The 20676-nt window shown below is 69.8% G+C and carries 21 protein-coding genes; 4 read left to right on the forward strand and 17 right to left on the reverse strand.

Annotated features, from left to right (window positions below):
- From HC028_RS25900 to HC028_RS25915, 4 genes are all read right to left on the reverse strand, one after another.
- Nucleotides 1-1220 (reverse strand): NAD(P)/FAD-dependent oxidoreductase (locus HC028_RS25900; RefSeq protein WP_168080059.1); only part of this gene is annotated, 1220 nt, incomplete at its 3' end.
- Nucleotides 1221-1295: 75 nt separating this feature from the next.
- Nucleotides 1296-1871, reverse strand: a complete 576-nt coding sequence (gene folE, locus HC028_RS25905) for a GTP cyclohydrolase I FolE (RefSeq protein ID WP_239075758.1) — start codon at nt 1869-1871, stop codon at nt 1296-1298.
- Between the two features lie 22 nt (nt 1872-1893).
- A complete protein-coding gene (locus tag HC028_RS25910; protein WP_168080061.1) occupies nt 1894-2289 on the reverse strand; it encodes a hypothetical protein in 396 nt (131 codons plus the stop codon).
- Nucleotides 2289-2822 carry a DUF2231 domain-containing protein gene (locus tag HC028_RS25915; protein ID WP_168080062.1) on the reverse strand — a complete coding sequence of 178 codons (534 nt, stop codon included), beginning with the start codon at nt 2820-2822 and terminating at the stop codon, nt 2289-2291. The genes HC028_RS25910 and HC028_RS25915 overlap by 1 nt, the downstream gene beginning before the upstream one ends.
- A 113-nt stretch (nt 2823-2935) precedes the next feature.
- On the opposite strand from HC028_RS25915, the gene HC028_RS25920 reads away from it, so the two are divergent.
- Entirely contained in the window at nt 2936-3598 is a 663-nt protein-coding gene (locus HC028_RS25920; protein ID WP_239075759.1) for a helix-turn-helix transcriptional regulator, read from the forward strand.
- 9 nt (nt 3599-3607) lie between these two features.
- On the opposite strand, the gene HC028_RS25925 is transcribed toward HC028_RS25920, so the two are convergent.
- From HC028_RS25925 to HC028_RS25960, 8 genes are all read right to left on the reverse strand, one after another.
- Entirely contained in the window at nt 3608-4801 is a 1194-nt protein-coding gene (locus HC028_RS25925) for a cation:proton antiporter (RefSeq protein ID WP_168080063.1), read from the reverse strand.
- 8 nt (nt 4802-4809) lie between these two features.
- Complete coding sequence (locus HC028_RS25930) at nt 4810-5292, reverse strand: cation:proton antiporter regulatory subunit (RefSeq protein WP_168080064.1); 483 nt, start codon at nt 5290-5292, stop codon at nt 4810-4812.
- A 38-nt stretch (nt 5293-5330) separates the two neighbouring features.
- Nucleotides 5331-5495, reverse strand: coding sequence for a hypothetical protein (locus HC028_RS25935; protein WP_168080065.1), 165 nt, complete (start codon nt 5493-5495; stop codon nt 5331-5333).
- Nucleotides 5496-5655: 160 nt separating this feature from the next.
- Complete coding sequence (locus HC028_RS25940) at nt 5656-6054, reverse strand: hypothetical protein (protein WP_168080066.1); 399 nt, start codon at nt 6052-6054, stop codon at nt 5656-5658.
- A 181-nt stretch (nt 6055-6235) separates the two neighbouring features.
- Complete coding sequence (locus tag HC028_RS25945; protein ID WP_275408288.1) at nt 6236-7396, reverse strand: M23 family metallopeptidase; 1161 nt, start codon at nt 7394-7396, stop codon at nt 6236-6238.
- A 138-nt stretch (nt 7397-7534) separates the two neighbouring features.
- Nucleotides 7535-8272, reverse strand: a complete 738-nt coding sequence (locus HC028_RS25950; protein ID WP_168080067.1) for a DUF11 domain-containing protein — start codon at nt 8270-8272, stop codon at nt 7535-7537.
- Between the two features lie 39 nt (nt 8273-8311).
- Nucleotides 8312-12304, reverse strand: a complete 3993-nt coding sequence (locus tag HC028_RS25955) for a non-ribosomal peptide synthetase (RefSeq protein WP_203981643.1) — start codon at nt 12302-12304, stop codon at nt 8312-8314.
- The gene (locus tag HC028_RS25960; RefSeq protein ID WP_205861712.1) at nt 12295-12816 is read right to left on the reverse strand and encodes an SET domain-containing protein-lysine N-methyltransferase; all 522 of its coding nucleotides are present in this window, start codon (nt 12814-12816) and stop codon (nt 12295-12297) included. The genes HC028_RS25955 and HC028_RS25960 overlap by 10 nt, the downstream gene beginning before the upstream one ends.
- Nucleotides 12817-12973: 157 nt before the next feature.
- Here HC028_RS25960 and HC028_RS25965 point away from each other — a divergent pair, with 157 nt between their 5' ends.
- Entirely contained in the window at nt 12974-13483 is a 510-nt protein-coding gene (locus HC028_RS25965; protein ID WP_168080058.1) for a hypothetical protein, read from the forward strand.
- 21 nt (nt 13484-13504) lie between these two features.
- Here HC028_RS25965 and HC028_RS25970 read toward each other — a convergent pair whose 3' ends face one another.
- On the reverse strand, nt 13505-14443 hold the full coding sequence (locus HC028_RS25970) for a helix-turn-helix domain-containing protein (protein ID WP_168080069.1): 939 nt from the start codon (nt 14441-14443) through the stop codon (nt 13505-13507).
- 382 nt (nt 14444-14825) lie between these two features.
- On the opposite strand from HC028_RS25970, the gene HC028_RS25975 reads away from it, so the two are divergent.
- Nucleotides 14826-15179 (forward strand): hypothetical protein, encoded by a 354-nt coding sequence (locus HC028_RS25975; protein WP_168080070.1) that lies wholly within the window; start codon nt 14826-14828, stop codon nt 15177-15179.
- A gap of 77 nt (nt 15180-15256) precedes the next feature.
- Here the strand turns inward: HC028_RS25975 and HC028_RS25980 are convergent, their stop codons facing one another.
- Together HC028_RS25980 and HC028_RS25985 are read right to left on the reverse strand one after the other, a co-directional pair.
- The gene (locus tag HC028_RS25980) at nt 15257-16351 is read right to left on the reverse strand and encodes a sodium:calcium antiporter (protein ID WP_168080071.1); all 1095 of its coding nucleotides are present in this window, start codon (nt 16349-16351) and stop codon (nt 15257-15259) included.
- 404 nt (nt 16352-16755) lie between these two features.
- Nucleotides 16756-17028, reverse strand: coding sequence for an ATP-binding protein (locus tag HC028_RS25985; RefSeq protein ID WP_168080072.1), 273 nt, complete (start codon nt 17026-17028; stop codon nt 16756-16758).
- A 351-nt stretch (nt 17029-17379) separates the two neighbouring features.
- Here HC028_RS25985 and HC028_RS25990 point away from each other — a divergent pair, with 351 nt between their 5' ends.
- Complete coding sequence (locus tag HC028_RS25990; RefSeq protein ID WP_168080073.1) at nt 17380-17679, forward strand: hypothetical protein; 300 nt, start codon at nt 17380-17382, stop codon at nt 17677-17679.
- On the opposite strand, the gene HC028_RS25995 is transcribed toward HC028_RS25990, so the two are convergent.
- Both HC028_RS25995 and HC028_RS26000 read right to left on the reverse strand, forming a co-directional pair.
- Complete coding sequence (locus HC028_RS25995; protein ID WP_168080074.1) at nt 17635-18366, reverse strand: YcnI family copper-binding membrane protein; 732 nt, start codon at nt 18364-18366, stop codon at nt 17635-17637. The genes HC028_RS25990 and HC028_RS25995 overlap by 45 nt on opposite strands.
- Before the next feature lie 79 nt (nt 18367-18445).
- The gene (locus tag HC028_RS26000; protein WP_239075746.1) at nt 18446-19717 is read right to left on the reverse strand and encodes a hypothetical protein; all 1272 of its coding nucleotides are present in this window, start codon (nt 19715-19717) and stop codon (nt 18446-18448) included.
- Nucleotides 19718-20676 lie beyond the last annotated feature (959 nt).

Genomic DNA, 20676 nt, shown 5'->3' on the forward strand with positions numbered 1-20676 from the left:
ACCTCCTCGAGTGGAGTGTCGGGGTCGGCCAGGCGCACCGGGTCGACCGGGCGGCCCTCGCGGATGAGCCGCTGGATCGGGGCGACGACGTCCCAGACGTTGACGTTCATGCCGGCGAGCACCCGCCCGCTCGCGGTCCAGAAGGCGATGAACTCGCGTTTGGCCAGCTCGCCGCGGATGACCACCCGGTCAAAATCGCCGGGTGGGGCGTACCCCGTGTACTCCATGCCCAGGTCGTACTGGTCGGTGTAGAAGTAGGGCAGCTTGTCGTAGCTGACCTCCTGGCCGAGCATGGCGCGGGCGGCGGCCGGGCCGCCGTTGAGAGCGTTGGCCCAGTGCTCGACGCGGATGTGGCGGGCCAGCAGCGGATGGTAGGCGTTGGCGACGTCACCTGCGGCGTAGATGTTCGGGTCGCTGGTACGCAGGGACGCATCGACGAGAATGCCGTTGTCGACGGTGAGCCCGGCCTGCTCGGCGAGGTCGGTGTTCGCGCGCACCCCGACACCGACGACGACGGTGTCAGCTGGCAGTTCGGTGCCGTCGGCCAGGAGTACCGAGGAGACCCGACCGGCACCGCGAACTTCCCGGACCTGGGTGGTGAAGTGGAAGGTGACGCCGTGGGCGTGGTGCAGGTCGGCGAAGGTGCGGGCGATCTCGTCGCCGAGTACCCGTTGCAGTGGGAGTTCGGCCATCTCGACCACGGTGACGGTCGCGCCGCGTTGGCGAGCGGCCGCGGCGACCTCCAGACCGATCCAGCCGGCCCCGATGATCACGAGCTGAGCGTTGTCCACCAGCGCGGCGGCGATGCGGCGGCTGTCCGAAAGGGTGCGCAACTGCAGCACGCCGTCGAGCTGAGTGCCGGGGATGGTCAGGGTGCGGGGTGTGCAACCGGTCGTGAGTAGCAGCTTGTCGTAGCTGATGCGCTGGCCGCCGGCCAACCGGACGTGGCGGTCGACGCGGTCGATGCCGGTCACCCGGGTGGCGCTGCGTAGCTCGACGCCATGGTCTGGGTACCAGCCCGCGTCGTGTACGAACACGCTGTCGGGTTCGCTGCTGCCCAGCAATAGGCCCTTGGACAGCGGTGGTCGCTCGTAGGGGAGTTCGGATTCTTCCCCGACCAGAACGATCGAGCCGTCGAATCCCTCATCGCGCAGGGTCTGCGCAGCCTTCGCTCCGGCCAGCCCCGCTCCGACAATCACGAACGTGTCATCTACCGGCATCGCGCGTCTCCCTTGTGTGGTCGATCGTGCTGTGGTTGATCGTGCTGTGGTTGATCGTGCTGTGGTCGATCGTGCCTAGCGTGGGCCGATTCCCGCCAGGGTGAAGAACTCCGCGCGGGAGCGGGCGTCGTCGCGCAGGGTGCCCAACAGGGTGGACGTGATGGTCGTGGCACCGACGGCCTGGACACCGCGAAGCGTCATGCACAGGTGCTCTGCCTCGATGACCACGCCGACCCCGCGCGGGTGCAGATGCGTGGCCAGCCAGTCGGCGACCTGTTTGGTAAGGCGTTCCTGTACCTGGGGGCCGTGGGCGAACAGTTCCACCACGCGGGCGAGTTTGGACAGACCAAGGATACGGTCGCCAGGCAGGTAGCCGACGTGCGCGACGCCGGTGAACGGCAGCAGGTGATGTTCGCAGACCGACCGGATCGGGACGGCCCGGGCGAGCACGAGTTCGTCGTAGCCCTCGTCGTTGTCGAAAGTGGTCAGTTGGAACTCGCGGGGGGTGAGCAGCTCGGCGTAGGCACGGGCCATCCGGGCCGGAGTGGCGGCGAGCCCGTCGGTGTCGAGGTCCATGCCGAGCGCGGTCAGGAACGCGGCTGCCGCGTGTTCGGCGGCAACCGGGTCCCGGCGGGGGTGCTGATGTTTCACACGAAGCGGCGTGACGCTCACGTCAGCTGCCTCCCACGCCGAGCGCGGTGAGGGCGACCAGGACCAACGTGACGGCGGCGAACAGGCCGTGGCCGGCTACCACCGGGATGGGGAAGCTGGACTCGGCCGTGCTGGTACGGCGCGCCGGGAGCCAGCGGGCCAGCATCGTGAAGCCCAGCAGCGCTACCGGTAGCAGCACCACGAACGCGACCCAGGCGAGAGCGTTGCTGTCGACAGCCAGGTAGGTGATCCACAGCACCAGGCCGATCGCGGCCAGGGCGAAGTGGCCGAACACCATGCCGGGAGCCATCCGGCTGCCGTTGCCCGGCCGGTGACCGCCCCGGGAGATCCAGATACCGAGCATGACGAAGCCGCCGACGGCGGTGACCAACCAGGTGATAAGCGCGGCGATACCCATCAGACGTTCTCCTTGTCCGCAGTCTCTCGGTATGGGGTGGGAGTGTGGTAGCCCGCTGCCTGGATGGTTTCGTCGGCGACGCGCACGCCGTACCGGTAGGCGAGCTCACCGCCGAGGTAGCCGGCAACGGCCAGCGCCGCCAGGCTTGCCGCCGACAGCGCGAGCGGGCCCCAGCCGACCGGACCGCCAGCGGCCGGGCTGCCCCGGACGACGAAGTTGGCCGCGTACGCGGCGGTGACCACCAGGTTGATCGACATGTGCACCAGTGCGGTGCGATGCGTCCGGGTGCCGGTGGGAATCGCGAACAGATCCAGGAATCCCACCATGGCCGCCGTGAGCGCCCCGAGGACGCCGATGCCGATCAGCCACCGTGACCCTTGCGTCAGAAACTGCGGCCCGCGTACGAAGTGGGAGGCGAGGTCGAAGATGAAGCTGGCGATCCAGGCGCCGATCGGCACCGCTACCAGTGCCGGATGCAGTGGGTGACCGTACGGGCCGGCCAGCGCGGTGACCGGATGTTTGGCCTGATCCATGGGTTGCACTCGAGCACCCCCGTCATTTTCGCCAATCCGTGTTGGCGGTAATCGCCATGCTGCACCGGGCCGACGCAAATTTCAATAGCGTGCGTTGGTGATAATCTGGCGACGTGAGTACGGGGGGCCGAAGTGTGGGGGATCGATGGAAGGCCATAGCGGCGCTCGTCGATCAGTCTCGACGCGCGTTGTACGACTACGTCCGTCGCGCCGGCCATCCGGTGACCAGGGAAGAGGCCGCCGAGGCCGAGGGGATGTCCCGCAACCTGACCGCGTTCCATCTGGACAAGCTGGTCGAGTCGGGCCTGTTGCGCGCGCGCTACGAAGCGCCGACCGACCAGCCCCGCGGGCGGGGTCGTACCCCCAAGGTTTACGAGCTGGCAGGTGACGGCGTGGCCGTCACCATTCCCGAACGTCGCTACGAACTCATCGCCGAGATCCTCGCCGATGCCGTCGTCGACGCCCCCGCCGACGCGGAGCGGGCTGCCTACCGCCACGCCCGGCAGCGGGGGCGCGACCTCGGTGCCCAGGTACGCGCTGCCGACGCCGGGATCGTCGACGCGCTCGCGGCTCTCGGTTTCGAACCCCAATCCGAACCTGGTCGGGTGCTGCTGCGCAACTGCCCGTTCCATGTCCTGGCCGCCCGCCACACCGGCCTGGTGTGCGGCCTCAACCACGCGTTCCTCGCCGGCCTTGTCGACGGCAGCGGTCTCACCGATGTGGAGGCTCGGCTGGAGCCCCGTCCCGGCGCCTGCTGCGTTCAGCTCACCATGTGAACGTGCCGCTCACGATGGGGCAGCCGGCCCGGCCGGGGCCGGCGACCGGGGTGGCCGACGTAACCGGCGCGCCAGCGGTTCGGCGGCGCGGGCGAGCAGGGGGCCGGCGACGGCGAGGATCAGCACGTACGCCGCTGCGAGGGGGCCGAGGCGCGGGTTGATGCCGGCGGTGACGGCCAGGCCCGCGATGACGATGTTGAACTCGCCGCGCGGCAGGAGCGCCGCGCCGGCCCGCAGCCGCCCGGTGACGGCGCTGCCGAGACGGGCCGCGGCGACCCAGCCGGTGGCGAGTTTGGTGGCGATGCCCGCGACGGCGAGCAGCGCCGCGATGCCGAAGACGGGCGGCAGGTCCGCGGGGTTGGTGTGCAGTCCGAAGAACACGAAGAACACCGCTGCGAACAGGTCGCGTAACGGGCTGAGCAGTTCGCGGGCGGTGTGCGCGAGCGGCCCGGACAGTGCGATGCCGACCAGGAACGCGCCGACGGCGGCGGAGACCTGCAGGTGTTGGGCGACCCCGGCCACCAGCACTGTCAGCCCCAGCACCTTCAGCAGGACGACCTCGTCGCTGGGGCTGGCCACGAACCGCTCCACCGCCCAGCCGAAGCGCAGTGCGACCAGCAGGATGACTCCGATGGTGGCGGCGGAGATGGCCAGCGTGACCGAGCCGGCGAGCAGGCCGGCGCCGGCCAACAGGGCGGTGAGGATCGGCAGGTACATGGCCATCGTGAGGTCCTCGAAGACCAGCAGCGACAGCACCGCCGGGGTCTCCCGGTTGCCGAGCCAGCCGAGGTCGCCGAGGACCTTGGCGGTGATGCCGGAGGACGTCACGTACGTGATGCCGCCGAGCGCGACGGCGGCGATCGGGCCCCAGCCGAGCAGGAGCGCGACCGCCACCCCGGGGGCGGCGTTGAGGACCAGGTCGACCAGCCCGGGTACGGCCGACGTGCGCAGCGTGCCGACCAGTTCGCCCGCCGTGTACTCCAGCCCGAGGGTGAACAGCAGCAGGATCACGCCGATCTCGGCGCCCGCGGAGATGAACTCGTCGCTGGCGCCCAGCGGGAGAATCCCGCCCTGACCGAAGGCGAGCCCGGCCAGCAGGTACAGCGGAATCGGGGAGATGGAGAACCGTACCGAGACGGCGCCGAGCAGACCGAGGCCGAGGAGGACCGCACCCAGTTCGACCAGTAGCAGAGATCCGTGCATGGGTGCTCCTATCCGTCAGTGAGAATCGTGGCGACCGCGGCGGTGCCCTCCGCGGTGCCGACCGCGACGACCACGTCGCCGGCGTGGAAGACGAAGTCGGGCCGAGGGCTGGCGATGACCTCGCGGTCGCGGACCACGGCCACGACCGACGCTCCGGTACGGGCACGCGTACGCGTGTCGCCCAGGCTGCGCCCGTCGTACGGCGAGCCGGCGGTGATCGGGATCTGCTCGCTGACCAGCCCCTCGACCTGGCGGTGCAACTCGGCCAGGCGTTCGACGATGCGTGCCGCGCCGAGCAGTTCAGCCAGTCCGTTCGCCTCTTCCGGGGTCAGCACGAGCGTCTCGGCGGCGCTGTCCGGATCGTCGCGCCGGTACACGACCAGATCCCGGCGACCGTCGCGATGCGAGACGACTCCGAGACGGCGACCCCGGTGGGTCACGAAGACGTGCCGCAGCCCGATGCCGGGCAACGGCGTGCGCTCAACGTCCATGGCAGTTCCTTTCAGGTATGGCGGATGGGGAGGGCGGGTCAGATCCTGCCGAGCACTCCGTAGGCCGCGCCGACGAACCCGGCGATCTGCAAGACCATCAAGCCGATCATTCCGAGTGCCGGCTCGTCGCGGCGGAGCATGCCGGCCATCAGATACAAGCCGACAGCGACCATGGCAAACGTCAGGACAAGAAGAACAGTCACGAATTCTCCAGGGAGGTACGAGAAGCCACGGTGGACGCACCCTCGACAGCCGGCGGGCGCGCGACAGCGCAGGCGGTGGCGCGGTACGGCCGCGTCAGTGCTGTCCTGCCGTCGAGAGGCGAGAAAACGAGAAGCGCTGGCGGTCAGGTGTTGGTGGTAGTCAGACCGCGCGCAGGGGCGCCGGCGGGGCCCGGCCACGGAACGCCGGGATGCCCACCGCGGCGGGCATCGGACACTCCGGCGGAGCGCACAACAACCAGCGACCGGGACGGCGCAGTACCGCGAGGACCGCGGCGATCGCCACCATGAAGAGCAGCGCCGCGCCGTGGCCGCGATTGGTGACCAGCCGCGCCTGCTCCGGCAGAGTGCCGTTGGCCGTAGCCGCAGGCGCCACGTCGGCGACCAGCACGGCCGCTGGCGTCGGACGGGCGTCGGTCGAGCCGGGGCGTCCAGCGCCGGCGACCTGGTGGCCGGCGACATGGTGCACGGTGGCGCCGAATGCGAGCAGCAGTGACAGCAGTACGGCAGAAAGCCGCCACCGTGCCTGTTCGCGCCCCACCATCAACTCCCTGTGCGGCGTTGATCGCCGCTGCTGTACCGAACCCTACCCGAGGCGGTTATCAGACCAGGGCCGTGGCGCGGACGGGTCGTCAGATCCAGGGCGGTCAGATCCAGGGCGGTCAGATCCAGGGCGGTCAGATCCAGGGCTGTCAGATCCAGGGCTGTCAGATCCAGGGCTGTCAGATCCAGGGCTGTGGGTCGACCGGGCGCCCGCCCAGGCGTACCTCGAAATGCAGGTGCGGCCCGGTGGAGGCGCCGGTGGAGCCAATCAGGCCGATCACCTGCCCGGCGCTGACCTGCTGCCCCGGGGCGACCAGCAGCTTCTGCTGGTGGCCGTAGCAGGTGGTCAGCCGGTGGCCGTCGATTTGACCGTGGTCGATGCAGGTGTAGTTGCCGTACCCGCCCGACCAGCCGGCCTGGACGACCCGGCCGGCAGCCGCGGCGAGGATCTGGGTGCCGGCCGGTGCGCCGATGTCGATACCGGCGTGGAGTTGCCAGACGTGGTAGTACGGGTCGAGGCGGTTGCCGAAGGTACTGGTGATCGGGCCGCCTACCGGCTTGAGCAGCTTCCCGCCGCGGTAGCCGGCCGGGCTGTCCACTGCCGGGGCGGTCGTCGACACCGCCTGGGCCGCGTACGCATTGACCTGCCGCTGTAGGTCAAGGGCCTCGGTCTGTCGGCGTGCCAGTTCGGCGCGGCCGGAGTCGATCGCCGAGGTGAGCGCCAGCACCCGGCCCTCGGCGGTGCCGACCGAACCCGGAGCGGGCTGTGCCGGGCTGGCCCCGTCAGTGCTGGCCCCGTCAGTGAGCAGCGTGACCAGCGGCGGAACCGCACCGAGCTGGCTCTGCGCGACAGCGAGATCAGACCTGGTCCGGATGAGGATGTTCTGCAGGTACTGCGCGCGGTGGTTGACCTCGTCGAGCCGGGCCGCGAGGCGGGACTGCGGCGTCGTGGCCGGGTCGACAGGTAGCTGCGGGTACAGGTCGGCGCCCGGATCGCTGGCGATGATCGCGGCTGCCGCGTCGGGCGCCGCTATCGTGCCGGGAGTTACCGCCGGAGCAGCGGGGCTGGGCTGCGGCGCCGGCTGGGCGGGTGCCTGCTGGGCGGGTGCCGGCTGGCCCGGCACCGGCGCGCCGGAGGCCGCCGGGTTGACCGGGTTGGGCTTGGCCGCGGGCGGCGCGGGCAGCTTGATGATCGGTGGGGCCGGCGGCAGCGCCGGAAGGCTCGGCAGCTGTGTCGGGACGGGTAGCGGGAGCACGACCGGGCCGGGCAGCGGTGGGAGGGGGAGTTCCGCCCCCGCGGGCAGGCTCGCCGTCGCGACCAGCGCTGCTGTCGCGGCCACGGATAACGCACCGCCTATGTACCATTTTGGACTTTTTATGGTTTTGAATCCCATAGCTTTGAATCCCATAGTCCAGTCCCCGTGCAGGTCACGTGGTGAGAGCTTCCTGTCTCTATATCTCCCCCGACGACAGTTGTGTCACACGTCATCATCACTTTCGTCGCCGGTCGGCGTCGGCTCGGACGATGACGGGCCGGAGGACGACTTCCCGGACGACGACCGCCGCCGCCAGATCACGACGAAGACGCCCACCGCCAGCGCGGCGAGGGCGAGCACAGCGACGGCCGTCAGCGGGCTCACCCCGCGCGCCGCAGCTCTGTCCGATGACGACCGTGGCTGCGCGGACGGGCCCGCCGACGCGCCGACGGGCGCGGCGCTGCCGCCCGGCACCAGGTAGGCGTTGCTCGCGACGTTGTTCGCCGGCACGCCGTCGGGCGTCGCCGAGGTGACGTTGACGAGGTTCTGTACGAGCGTCCCGGGCGCGGCGGCCGCGTGGACCGTACCCGCGATCGTCACTTTCGGTGTCGCCGCCGCGTCTGACGGGCTTGCGCCCGAAAAGTCCAGGTTGCCGAGTTCGCAGACGATTGTGAGCGGGGTGACGATCGGACAGCTACCCACGGTCGTGTTCGCCGTGACGCCGTCCAGGTCGATCGTTGTCGTGAACGTGACCCGTACCGCCGCGAGGGTGCCGGCGCCGGTCCCGGAGACCGTGATGGTGTGCGTGACGCGCTGGCCGGGCGGCGCGGCGAACGGGGTCGAGGTCAGCACGGGCGCGACGTCGGGGACGGGCCCCGCCGCGGCGGCCGGGGCCGGTATGGCCGGAATCGCGAGGACCATTGTCGCCGCGATGACCGGTACAACACGCGCGATCAACATCCCGGTACTGTAACCAGCTTCGATGCTGACGGAGGGGGGTTACTGCTCCCTTCTGGTCGGCGCACCCTCGTAGCGCAGCCCCGCCCGCAGCCGTTCGTGCTTCATGACCACGCTGTGCGGCGCGACGTATGCGTTCGCGCCGATGTCGGCCCCGTACAGCGGGACCGTGGCGTCGGCGAGCGTGGCGCCCGGGCCCACCCGGATCCGGTCGATCTTCAGTACGCGGTCTTCGAACGTGTGCGCCTGGAACATCGCGTTCACGGTCGCGTCGTCGTCGATCCGAAGCATGTCCGGGTCGACGACCTGGGCGAATCCCTCGCTGAACACCACCCGGTTACCGATGCGCATGCCCATCCGGCGCAGGTACACCGCAAGCAGGAGGGTGCCCTCCAGCGACGCGAGCACTCCACCGGCGATGAACCCCCACGCCACGTAGAGGAAGTCCCAGCGGCTGCACCAGCAGGACCAGAGCGGGTGGGTTCCCGGCCGGACCCGGCCCAGCAGCGCCCACTTCAGCGCGAGTACGAACAGGCACGGCGCTGCCGCGGTCGCCAGGGCGATGGCCGCGGCGCCGACGGCGAGCAGTACCGGCAACGGCAGGGCCGCCTCCGCTGCCGACATCGCGGCGACCCAGGCCACGAACGTCACCAGTGGGACGACCGGCAGGGTGAACCGCAGCCACTCCCAGAACAGCCGGTTGACGACGCGTACGCGGGACGGCTCGTGCGTGAGCGTACGGTCGGCCGCCACGATCTCGCGGCGCGGTAGCTCGAACGGCGGGTGACCGAACCATGAGGTGCCGGGGCGCACGACGCGGTCGTCGGCCACCGTCGCGATGCCGATCAGGATGTTCTCGGGGAGTCGCTGGCCGCCGCGGACCACCGCGTGGTTGCCGAGGAAGGTATTCGCGTCGAGGCGAACCTCGGCCAGGGCGACGGTGCCGCGCTGGATCCGGGGGCCGCCGAGGTAGATGCCGTCGGCGAAGAAGGTGTCGGGCCCGATCCGGACCAGTTCCGGCACCACGTCGATGATGGTGCTGATCTCGCAGCCGCGCCCCACCTTCATGCCGGACAGGCGCAGCCACACCGGCCAGTACAGACCGCCGGAGAGCCAGGTGCCCGCCGAGTCGACCAGGCCGGTCTTGAGCCACACCCGGATGTACGCCGGGCTCCACCGACTGATGACGCCCTCGCCGACGGTGCCGAGCGCCCTGACCACGACCGCCTCGACCGCGAGCATGCCGACGAGCCCCACGCACGACAGCGCCGCCGCCACGGTCAGCATTCCGAGGTGTGCGGCCGGGTGCGCCAGCGCGGCCAGGAGCGAGTCGACGGTGAGGTCGAACCCGACGACGAACGCGATCGCCGCCAGCAGGGCAGGGATGGCCAGCACCGTCCGGAGGAGGTCGTCGATGATGATCATCGCGATGCCGTGCAGTACCGGCGAGAGGTAGCTGCCGTTCGCGGTCACCGCCGGAGGTTCGGGAGCCGGTCCGGCCGGCCGTGCGGGTACGCCGTCCCACGTCTCGCCGTCGGGGATCACGCCGCCCGCGGGCAGCGACGAGAGCGCGGACAGCCAGGAGTTGCGCCCGACCCGCGTGTGCGGGCCGACGCCGGCCCGTACGTCCAGCGTGGCGCCGTCGTCCAGGGTGACGGGGCCGATGACGGCGTGCCCTTCTTCCAGGCGTACCAGGCCGATCGACGCGTCCTGGCCGATGGTGACGTCGTCGCCGAGGTCGAGGAGGTCCCAGCCGCCTTGCAGGAGATTCACCCCGCGGTGGAGGTGGACGCGTCGACCGATCCGCGCGCCGAGCGCCCGCAGGGCCATGCACTGGAACTCCGTCCCGGCGATGGCGCGCCACGGCACGATCCGGACCACCTGCCGCATGATCCACATGCGCACGTACCGGTCGCTCCAGACGGGTACGCGCGTCGGCGTGTACCGGCCGATGAGGATCTTCTTCGCCTGGACGGTGATCAGGATCGACAGGGGAGTCCAGGCCAGACCGCCCACGGCGAGCAGTACGGGCGCCAGCAGGATGAGCGGCACCAGGCCGATCTGCTCCGACAGCCACGGCAGGAGACGGAAGACCGCGAGGTAGCCGAGCGGCGCCAGGATGAGCAGCTCCAGCAGCAGCCAGGCCGACTGGGCGACGGTGACGCGGGCCGGGTCCCCGGCGGCCCGATCGCCGGTGGGCCGCTCCGGCGTGACCGGCGCCGGTTCCGCCGGTGCGGGGGCGGTCCGCCGCGCAAGCGCTCGGATCGTCCGGGCTCCGTACACGTCACGAACGGTGATCGATTCGGTGCGGGGGTCGGCCCGGAGCTTGGAGACGAGAATCGCCGCCTGGAGCGAGCTGCCCCCGAGGTCGGTGAAGAAGTCGTCGTCGACCGAGAGGCCGCCGGCTGACGGGAGCACCGCGGCGACCGCCGCCGCGATCGCCCGCTCGACCGCGCCCCGGGGCGCCGCGACCTCGACCGTACGCTGCCCCGCCCGCACGCTGAGCTCAGGCAGGTCGCTCCGGCGCAGCTTGCCGCTCGTGCCCCGCGGCAGCTCGGTGGCCGTGCCGATCAGCGACGGGACCATGTAACCGGGGAGTGACCGTTGCAGCTGGGCCTTCAGCTCGTCGGGGTCGGGTGGCCGCGCGGGGTCCGCCGCGACCACGAAGGCGACGAGCGTCTGCGCCGCGCCCTCGCCCTGGACGGTGCAGGCCGCTTCGCGTACTCCCGCGCAGCGCGCCAGGCACGCTTCCACCGCCTCCAGCTCGATCCGGTACCCGCGCAGCTTGACCTGGGAGTCGATGCGGCCGTGGTAGAAGAGCGTGCCGTCGGGTCCGGTGTGGACCAGGTCGCCGGTGCGGTACACCCGGCCCAGCAGCGGAAGGTCGGGGAACTTCGCCGCGGTCAGCTCCGGCTGGTGGAGGTAGCCCAGTGCGAGACCGGCGCCGGCCATGCACAGCTCGCCCGGCTCGCCGTCCGGAACCGGAATGAGGCTCTCGTCGAGCACCCAGGCGCGCATCCCGGGGACCGGGCGGCCGATGGCGATCGGCTGCCCGGGGGTGACGTCACCGCGCAGGCACGTCACCGTGCACTCGGTCGGCCCGTACCCGTTGACCATTCGGCGTCCGGGCGCCCACCGCTCCGCCACGTCGTCGGTCAGCGCCTCGCCACCCACGTACAGCAGCCGCAGGTCCGGCAGCTCGGTCCCCGGATCGTCGCACGCCGTGCCGCGCAGGAGCGTGGGCGGCGGGCAGAGCACGGTGATCTTCTCGCGGCGTAGCCACGGCACCAGGTCGGGGCCGAGGCGGGCCGTCTCGTCGTCCAGCACGACGACCGTGGCCCCGGACGCCAGTGCCAGCCACACCTCCTCGACCGACGAGTCGTACGCGGCCGACGAGCCCTGCGCCACCCGGTCGCCGGGGCCCAGGCCGAACTCCCAGACATCGGACTCGACCAGGTTGGCGATGCTGCGATGCCCTATCATCACGCCCTTCGGCCGGCCGGTGGTGCCGGAGGTGTAGATGACGTACGCCAGGCTCTCCGCCGATGTCGGGACGGCGATGGGCACGCCCAGCCCCGGGAGCGGGCGATCCAGCCGGACGGCGGTCCCCACGTACGACGTCCGCCGCGCCCGCTCAAGGCCTTCGGAGTCGGTGACCAGGACGGTGGCCCCCGAGTCCCGGAGGATGTGGCTGACCTGCTCGTCCGGGAACGTGGGATCGACACAGACGAAGGCCGAACCCGCCTTGAGCACCGCGAGTTGGGCCGTGTACAGGTCCGCGGTGGTGCGGGGCGCGAGGATGGCGACGATATGGCCGGCGACGCCGCCGGTGGCCTCGAAGACCGCGTACGCCAGCGTGTCCGAGCGCCGCTGAAGCTCCCGGTACGAGGTCTGCGTACGGTGCGGTCGGCCCACCCCGGGCGGCACGTCGACGGCGACCGCCTCGGGCCAACGCTGCGCCGACTGTTCGAAGAACTCGTGCAGGACCGAGGGCTGGCGGGCGACCGGTCGCAGCCACTCGACGGTCAGCGACACAGCGGCTCCACGGCCCGCGCCGACGGCTCGCTCACCTTCCCGTCCAGGATGGACAGCAGGTGATCAGCCAGCCACGGCCGTAGCCGTTCCCTCGCCGACCGGTCCAGGAACCGGAATCCCCGGATCTGTCCCGCACACCGGCTGCTGCCGCACCGGCAGTCGAACGGCTCCGCCATCTCGTACTCGGTGGAGTTGTAGTGGAACGTGATCTCCTGCCAGGGTGAGATGGGCCCGAGGGCGAACACCTGGCGGCCACGGATGACGGCGCTGGGCTCGCAGCTGTGGTTCATGAACCGCCAGAAGAACCGGTCCAGGACGTCTTCGACGCCGAACCGGTGCGGCAGGTCGACGTGCAGCCCGAGACCGACCTGGACGGTGTACCGACTCGGGGCGTCGGCCAGCTCCCCTTCGATGTCGAACAGATGCGTGCCCTTGTCGACCCCTCGCGTCGCGATCAGCCTGTACTCGCCAGCGGACCGTACGACGCCGACGCCGGTCGACTCGACAGCCAATCTGCTTACCTCGATCACTTTGCCTCCCGTGGCTACCAGTCGGATCGCCCGTTCCCTAGTACGGGGCAACGGGCGGAACGGTTCGCGATCCGTTGAGCGGGAATCGCGATCGCTGCGTATCTGAGGGGAGAGGCCGGACACCGAGGGAGGACCTACCGTGCCGCGTCGAACGCTTGTCGCCGCCTTGACGGCGGCCACGCTGCTCATCCTCATGACGGGCTGTGGCGGGTCCGGTGACGGATTCGAGTACGTGGAGGACACCGGCGAGTCCGCCAGTCCGACGGTGAGCCAGGCTCCGGTCACGGTACGGGAGGTCGCCGGGCACTGGGTCAGCGGCGAGTACGGCGACGCCTACGTCCAGGTGAACGCGGCCGAGATGCGGGTGGTGTACGGCCGTGACGGCGGGCGCATGATCGGCTCGCTGCGGGGCTCGACGTTCACCGGCTGGTGGAGCGAGGCGCCGACCCGGCGGCCCGGCGACGACGCCGGAGAAGTACAGCTGACCTTCACGCGGACCGGCGGCAAGCTCACCGCCCACGGCTGGTGGCGGCCGGGTACGGACAGCGAGTTCGAGAGCGAGTGGACGATGGAGAAGGTGGACGGCGCGGTACCGCCCGCCGTCCGCGCCGACTTCTCGGACGCGACGGCGTTCGTCCGTCACCCGTGATCCGCCGCCCGCCGGCGCAGGTCAGCGCGGTCGGCTGGGGGTCGGCGACGGGCCGCTGAGGCAGGAGGTGCTGGCCGCGGCGCCGGGCGCTACCGCCGGGTCGGACAGTTGCAGCGTGCCGATGACGCATCCCGGCCTGGCCAGCAGCATGTTGCTCCACAGGGGAACGCCGACGTAGTCACCGCTGAACGTCACGCCTCGATGGTCGGCCGGTCGCTCGGCCAGGAGCGTGACGCGCGCGTTCGGGGCGAGCCGGTCAAGCGCCCGGGTGGGTTCGAAGCGCATCCAGATGGCGGCGCAACTGGGCGAGTACCTGGCGACGACCTGGGCGACGACCAGCCGGTACGGCTGCGCGACGACCACGTCGCTGACCCCGATGGTCGTACCGTCCCGATCGCACCCTGTCTCATGGGGGTCCTGGTCGTCGGCGACCTGCCGGGTGGGTAGGGCGGAGTATGACACGGACGGTGCCGCGACGGTGCCCTGCCGCTTGTGGAAGAGCGCTTGTACGGCAAGCGTCACCGCGGCGCCGATCAAGGCACACAGGATCGCCTCGGCGAGGCGACGCCAGGGCGGCCGATCGGCGAACACGCCCTGTCGACGGGGGGACGTCTCCGGCGGCGATGTTTCTGGTGCTGCCGCCGCCGGCGTCTTTGCCTGCGCCCGCTCGATCAGCGCCTCGCGACGCAGGCGCTGCAGGGCGTCGACCGGAAGCTCGAGCGTGCGTTCGAAGACCCCGATCAGGTCCTCGGCGGGGATGCGCCTGCCCTTCTCGTAGTCCAGCAGGCTGCTGCTGCTGATCCGCATCTCGTTGGCCGCCCGCCGCAGCGACCAGCCCCGCTCCAACCGTCGCCGTCGCAATTCATCGGCCAGACACTGCGGCGCCTCGATCGGTGTCGCTGCCTGTGGTTGCGGTTCGGTGAAGCGGTCACCGCTGGCGACCACGTGGACCTCCGTCATCAGTGCCGATGTGGAGCCGTCACGGACCATCCTAAGGACGATGGCCGTGGATGGGGCGTAGTTGTGCGGCAGGCGTGCGGTACCTGTGCGCACCCGATGCGCGGACACCCGTCGCCGGGCAAAACGTACTGGTGGAAATCGATACTCTGAACAGGCTGCATCGTGCGGCGCCGGCGGTCGGGCGTGCCGGGTTTGTGCGCACGGGTGTCGAGCAGCGACGCGGACTGCTGTGCTGTTTTCCGGCCAGCCACTGGTACCGGCAGCGCGCGAAGCACCCTCGCGTCGGTCATCGCGCCCGGCCTGTCCGTAGTCGCTCCGCCAGGTCCACGACAGGCGCCACCGGCCGGCCGAAGGGCGGCCCGCGACGAAGAAAGGCAGCTGAATGAACAGAAGAAGAACCTGGACGCCCCTGCGCTGGACGCCGCTGACGGCGGCAGGGGCAGCGCTCGCTCCCGCCGTCGGTGTGGCCCCTACCCACGCCGGTGTGAAGCACCAACAGCGGCAACCTTCACCGTGGCACACGCTCAACGCCGAACCGTCGGGCGGTTTCCGACCTGAAACCGACCTGGACGACCGCCTCGGCAATCGCCTGAAGCACAGAAACCGGCAGCACGTCGATGGCCGGACGGCGGCTGGCGCCGCGATTGCCAGGAACCTGTGTCCGCCCGCGGTCGACCACGTCAAACTGCTGGAGTTGGCGAGCGACATCGCCACCGCCCGCGCCCGCCGGGACTGACCTGCACCGAACGCCGGAGATGGTCCGGGACGGGGCGGGGCCCGGCCCGGACCATCTCCGAACGGGTGGACCCCAGGTCAGCCGAGGACGGGGATCAGCGCGGCAGCGAAGCCGAGGTAGAACACCGCCGCGAACGACAGCGTCTTCGCGTTGAACTTCCGGGCGCGAAGCAGGAACAGCAGGTACACGATCGCGACCATGGTGGCGATGCCGGACAGTAGCAGCGTCGCGTCGAAACGCCACGGGGTGAACAGCAGGCCGAGGCCACTGGGGACGGTCGCTTGGATCATCATCGCGCCGGAGATGTTGGCCAGGGCCAGCGGAGTCTTGCCCTGGCGGATCCAGATGATGGCGTTCATGATTTCGGGAAGCTCGGTGGCGATCGGTGACAGCAGCAGCGCCGTGACCGCCGCCGGCAGTCCGAGCATCGGTCCGATGGCGTCGAGTTGATGCACGAACAGCTGCGACGCGGCGAAGATGATTACCAGAGTGACCAGGGTCTGGGTCACGACCGCCCAGGTCGCCGGCTTGGCTCGCCGGCGCTGCAGCAGCAGCGGCTCGAGGTCCTCGCCGTCACCGTGCTCCCCGCCGCCACCGCGGATCTCACGCCAGAAGTACACGGCGTACGCGGCGAAGAAGAGCAGCCCGAGCCACGGCTTGAACGCGAACGCCACCAGGCCGAGGCCGACCTTGACGATGAAGATCGCCAGGAACCAGCGCTGGTCGCGCGCGAGCTTGACGAGGTCACCGACGTCGGAGTCGGGAACGCCGGCGGCGGGGCTCGCCCCACTGGCTGGGCTCGCCCCACCAGCGGCCGCCCCGCTGGCGGGCACTGATGCTTCGGCCCGAGCCCGGGCGTCGGCGAGGGTGCGGCGCCGCCGGGACAGCATCATCCAGCCGGTCACGCCGTACGCGACGGTGGCCAGCGCCAACGGGCCGCCCATCGCGGCGCCGACGCCGATGTCCTTCTGGGCGTCACTCGTGCCGAACACGACGGCGACGAGCGTGACGACGCTTTCGGGCAGGGCGGTGCCGAACGCCGCCAGGATGGTGCCGACGGCGAGTGGGCCGACCTTCAGGTGCTGGCCGAGCCACTCCACGGCGTTGACGAACCACTCACACGCGAGGTAGATGGCTGCCGCGCACACAATCAGCAATACGAAATGAATCATGGGGAGCCGACAAATCCTTCCCGCGCCACACGCGGGGATCGAAACCTCTGGAAACGCGGAGACCTCGGCCCCGCGGCGACGCACACGTCACCAATGGGTCGAAGGTCTCGTCCACCCCACCTAGGCGGCCCGGCCACCGGGAGCCCGCAGGATCCAGCATGTCGACGACCGGCGAAGGACTACTCCCCTTCAAGGGCTCCGAGTCTAACCGGTGATTGTGATCGTTCAGCGCGATTCCGGTCGGCGGCGAGGTCCAGATCATGCTGTGCGGCTCGGTGCGCTATCGAAATTTCCACTGTGGTGCCCGCGCCAGGTGCCGTGGTGATGCGCAATGAACCGCCGGCATCCGCTACCGCCGCGGTGAGCGGTCGTAGGCCGAGGCGGTCCGGGTCGTCGGACGGCCGCTACGGGTCGAAGCCGGTGCCGTTGTCGGTGACCATCAGGGTGACCTCGGCCGGCTCGACCGCGATGGTGACGGTGGCCTCGGTCGCGCGGGCATGCTTGAGGACGTTGCGCAGCAATTCCCGGCAGCCGCGGAAGAGCAGCTGAATCGTCAGCTCCGGCAGGCCGGACGTGTCGGCGACAGCGATCGTGCTTTTTGTGTAGACAGAAATCTCTTCACCCGCCGAATCTTCTTCATCTTCTTCGTGGATCGACATGTTCTTGTGGATCGACATGTCAGCGCCGGTCGAATGCGGTCTGCGCGCTCAGCCTTAGTCGGGTATTAACCAGAGCGCAGTGTTTCGCTAGTGGGTCGCCGCGCACGCTCGTCGCGTACGTGAACCTGGCAGGGGACGACATGCGACGGGCAGTTACTTTCGGCGTCGGCGTAACCGCAGCGGTCGGAGTCGTGTTGGGCGGGGTGGCGGCGGCGAACGCTGCCGACGGTCGTCAGCGCGTGTGGACGTCGAGGCGGATGAATTCGCTGACCATCGGGTATGGAAGGTAAAGGCAGTCGCGTCCTCGTCGGACGATGGGGCGCTCACCGCTAGAAGGTGGACGACGACCTGCGACATCAGGAGGTTCGGGTGGCGAGTGACAACACGCCTACTGACCAGGGGGTCGCGGTAGCGATCGCTGAGGCGTACCTGAACGTACTGTCCGGTGGCTCCGCTGAACAGTTGGGGCCATGCCTGGGGCGCTCCGCCGAGCAGTTGCTCATGGGTGAGGACGGACGCCCGTACTTCATCACCGTGACGGGAGTACGGTCCCCGGCCGGTGGGCTGTACCTGCACGTCTGCGTGAGTGACCGCGGATGGGACGGAAATGTCTCCGTCGTCCGGTCAGCGGTGATTCCCTTCGGAGCCCACGGCCGCCGCCGGGCGTAAGTGACCGCGTACGGCCCGTAGGATCGTCCAGCCCTCGATGCCCAGGGCGGCAACGAGACCGAGGAGCAGGGCGGACCAGCGGACACCGTTCGGGCCATTGCCGCCCGTGCCGCTGCCGTCGGCGGAGTTGCCGCTGTCCGCAACAGGTTCCGGGTCGATCAGCGTGACGACCGGCGCGGGGTGCTGCGCCTGGGAGCCACCGGTGTCCGGAGAGTCGCTCCACCGCACGACCGTACCGTCGGAGTAGGTCTGCACGACCGTGAACGCGACCCGGTCGGCCTGCGGCATCGGCCCCAGGGAGACTGCCAGTGCTGCTGGCTGGACCGGAGTGGACGGGGCGTCGCCGAACCGGACCCAGGTGATCGAGGCCGGCACCTCGGTTGTGGTCGTACCGTGGATCAGCTCGACCGGCTGGTCAAGCTTCCGGGTGGTGATCGTCGGAGCCCAATCATCCACGGACATGGGGTAGATCTCGGCGATCGGCGTCGCCTCCGGCGCCACCAGTTCCACCTTCGTGGTGTACGCGCCGGGGCGCTCCTCCGGGACGTGGAACTCCACTCTCGCGGGCCCGCCCCGAATGGCCGCGGACGGCGTCACGGTGACATCCGCGGCGGCGGGCCGCACGAAGGCGACGGCCCCGGCGAGGGCGCCGATGGTCAACGTCGCGGCGCGCCAGCTGCGATTCATGGAACCTGCTCCTCGTACTTGAGCCGACGGGGGCACGGACCGCTCGTCCGTGCCCCCGTCGCGTGGGCTCTCGTTCTGGTCAGTTGACGTTGATGCGAACCACGTCCATGGCCGGTATCTCGTTGGCCCGCTGCATCATCGGAATGCGGTGGCTGCCGTCACCCGCCCATGAGGCGCACTGGGCGATACCCCTGGTGGGCAGCCCGGACACCCGGATCTCGATCTGGTCGGCGTTGGCCCCGCCGCCGCCGTCCTCGGTGGCGACGAAGAACGCCGGCGCGGGCGCCGGGTCGGGCGCGACCTGGGTGCTGTCGAGCATCCGGCAGGCGGTGTGGAAGTGACCGCGGGTCAGGCCCTGCGCGGTCAGCAGCGACATCTCCACGTAGTACCCGCCCTTGGCCGCGGCGAGGAACCGGTCGCGGATGAGGTTGCGGGTGCTGACCCGGAGCGTGAACGGCTGGTTGACCCGTACCTGTTGCGGGGCCTGGGTGATCAACAGCGACGGGTTCTGCGCGGCGTTGGCGACCTCGCCCATGTCGGTGCCGACGCACCGGTTGCCGTTCTGGAAGCCGTCGTGCGCCTGCAGCCTGCTGCCGCCGTTGCAGCTGTTGGCGAGGATGCCGAGGTTGTTCGGGTCGTTCACGCCGTTGGCGTTCTTACCGCCGTTGTTCTGGCCGCCGTTGTTGTTACGGCCGCCGTTGTTGCGGCCGCCGTTGGCCTTTCCGTTGATCGCGCCGTTGTTGTTCGCCGCGTTCACCGTGCAGGCAGCCAGGTTGTCCAGGTTGTTCGCCGGTGCCCCGGCATTGTTCTGGGCGTTGTTCTGGGCGTTGTTCTGGGCGTTGTTCTGCTGAGCTGCGGCGTTGTTCTGCTGGCCCCCGGCACGACCGATCGCCGCCGCGATCCGGCTGAGGGTCGCCGTTCGCTTGTCCTTGAGCGGGCCCAGGATCGCGTTGTTGACGAAGTTCTGGCCGCCCTGGCCCTGGCTCGAAGCCAGCCGCTGGTTGGCCTCGGCGATCTGGGCGTCCAGCTGGGCCAGGTTCTGGTCCACTTCAGACTTCGCCGCTGCCGGTACGGCCGGCAGCTTGTCGGCCACCGTCGGGCAGTTCACCGGCTGCGCCTGGGGTGTGTTCTGCTGGCAGCCCGGGTTGGGCTGCTGGCCGTCGCCCCAGTGGTTGCGGACGTTGCGGCCGTTCTGCTGGGTGACGGTGACGTCCTGGCCGTTGGGTGCGTTTGCGCCGGGGGCCGTCGGGCCGCACGTCGCCCCGGCGGCGAGGTTGTTGCGCCGCGAGGCCGCGTTGGACACCTGGGTCACGGTGACGAGGGCGCCGAACACCACGAGGATGGTAGCCACCGCGGCGATCCGCCTGTTCCTGCTTCGGCTGGGAGATCCACGCCGTTGTGCCGATCGGTACATGAGCGGCTACTTCCTCCTTCGCGTCCGGGGCGGCGCAGTGGGTTGGCGTCGTCCGAGGGGTTGTGCGGGGTTCGCATGTTCCGCGGGCCGCGCCGGCATGCGCCCACTCACATCGAGACGAGTCCACACCGTAGCTTCCGAGAATGGACACTAAAAGCGCGTTCGGATAAGCGTCAAGCGCGGTCGAAAGAATTAAAGTTCCAAAGCATCATTTAATCGAGACTTATATTTTTCTGTTGAACCAAACGCTGTGCCAAACCGTGTCGGCTATCCAGTGGATCACGACTGGATCACGGCGGTAGGGCCGTGTCTCGTGCCGTTCGGATGCCAGGTCAAGCTGCGGATGAGGCGCGGCCGTGATTCGCTGCCGTCGATAGCTATGAACAATACAACGCGCCGGCTCGCGGTGGAAGAAATAAGAGTGGAATGAATTCGAGGCGCCACTGCGAATTTTGGTACGGCACGTTGGCTGCCTTTTTCTGTCATTGGAATCGCGGTGCGAACGGGCGGTCCGAGCAGCGGTGGATACTCGCGCGACCAGGGACGCCTGCGGCAATCCGGCGCCATTCCACCCGGGCACGGCTTCACCCGGGCGCGACGGATTCGACATCGTAGAGTCGGGCGACAGCCCGGCGGTCAGAGCACGCCCCGGAGCACGCCCCGGATCACGCCCCGGCTCATGGGCCGGGTCATCGGATCCCTTCCGTGGATACCCCGGCCTTCAGGCCGGGGAGGAAACGGACACGCCTGCGGAGCAGGGCAGGGAAAGCCGATCCGCCGCCAAGGCGGATAGGCGTCTACCCGCGTGTCACCGCAAGGTTCACTCGTAGTGCGCTAGTTTGTGGGCCATGTCCAGGGCCGTGAAGCGGGCGTTCAAGTACCGCTTTTACCCGAGC

Origin of the sequence: Planosporangium flavigriseum (assembly GCF_011947225.1) — a bacterium.
GTDB lineage: Bacteria > Actinomycetota > Actinomycetes > Mycobacteriales > Micromonosporaceae > Planosporangium > Planosporangium flavigriseum.

Coding starts and splice junctions, on each gene's coding strand:
- HC028_RS25910 (WP_168080061.1), bottom strand. CDS start 2,289: ATGGGTATCGCCGCGCTTATCACCTGGTTGGTCACCGCCGTCGGCGGC.
- HC028_RS25915 (WP_168080062.1), bottom strand. CDS start 2,822: ATGGATCAGGCCAAACATCCGGTCACCGCGCTGGCCGGCCCGTACGGT.
- HC028_RS25925 (WP_168080063.1), bottom strand. CDS start 4,801: ATGCACGGATCTCTGCTACTGGTCGAACTGGGTGCGGTCCTCCTCGGC.
- HC028_RS25930 (WP_168080064.1), bottom strand. CDS start 5,292: ATGGACGTTGAGCGCACGCCGTTGCCCGGCATCGGGCTGCGGCACGTC.
- HC028_RS25950 (WP_168080067.1), bottom strand. CDS start 8,272: ATGTTGATCGCGCGTGTTGTACCGGTCATCGCGGCGACAATGGTCCTC.
- HC028_RS25970 (WP_168080069.1), bottom strand. CDS start 14,443: ATGACGGAGGTCCACGTGGTCGCCAGCGGTGACCGCTTCACCGAACCG.
- HC028_RS25975 (WP_168080070.1), top strand. CDS start 14,826: ATGAACAGAAGAAGAACCTGGACGCCCCTGCGCTGGACGCCGCTGACG.
- HC028_RS25980 (WP_168080071.1), bottom strand. CDS start 16,351: ATGATTCATTTCGTATTGCTGATTGTGTGCGCGGCAGCCATCTACCTC.
- HC028_RS25985 (WP_168080072.1), bottom strand. CDS start 17,028: ATGTCGATCCACAAGAACATGTCGATCCACGAAGAAGATGAAGAAGAT.
- HC028_RS25995 (WP_168080074.1), bottom strand. CDS start 18,366: ATGAATCGCAGCTGGCGCGCCGCGACGTTGACCATCGGCGCCCTCGCC.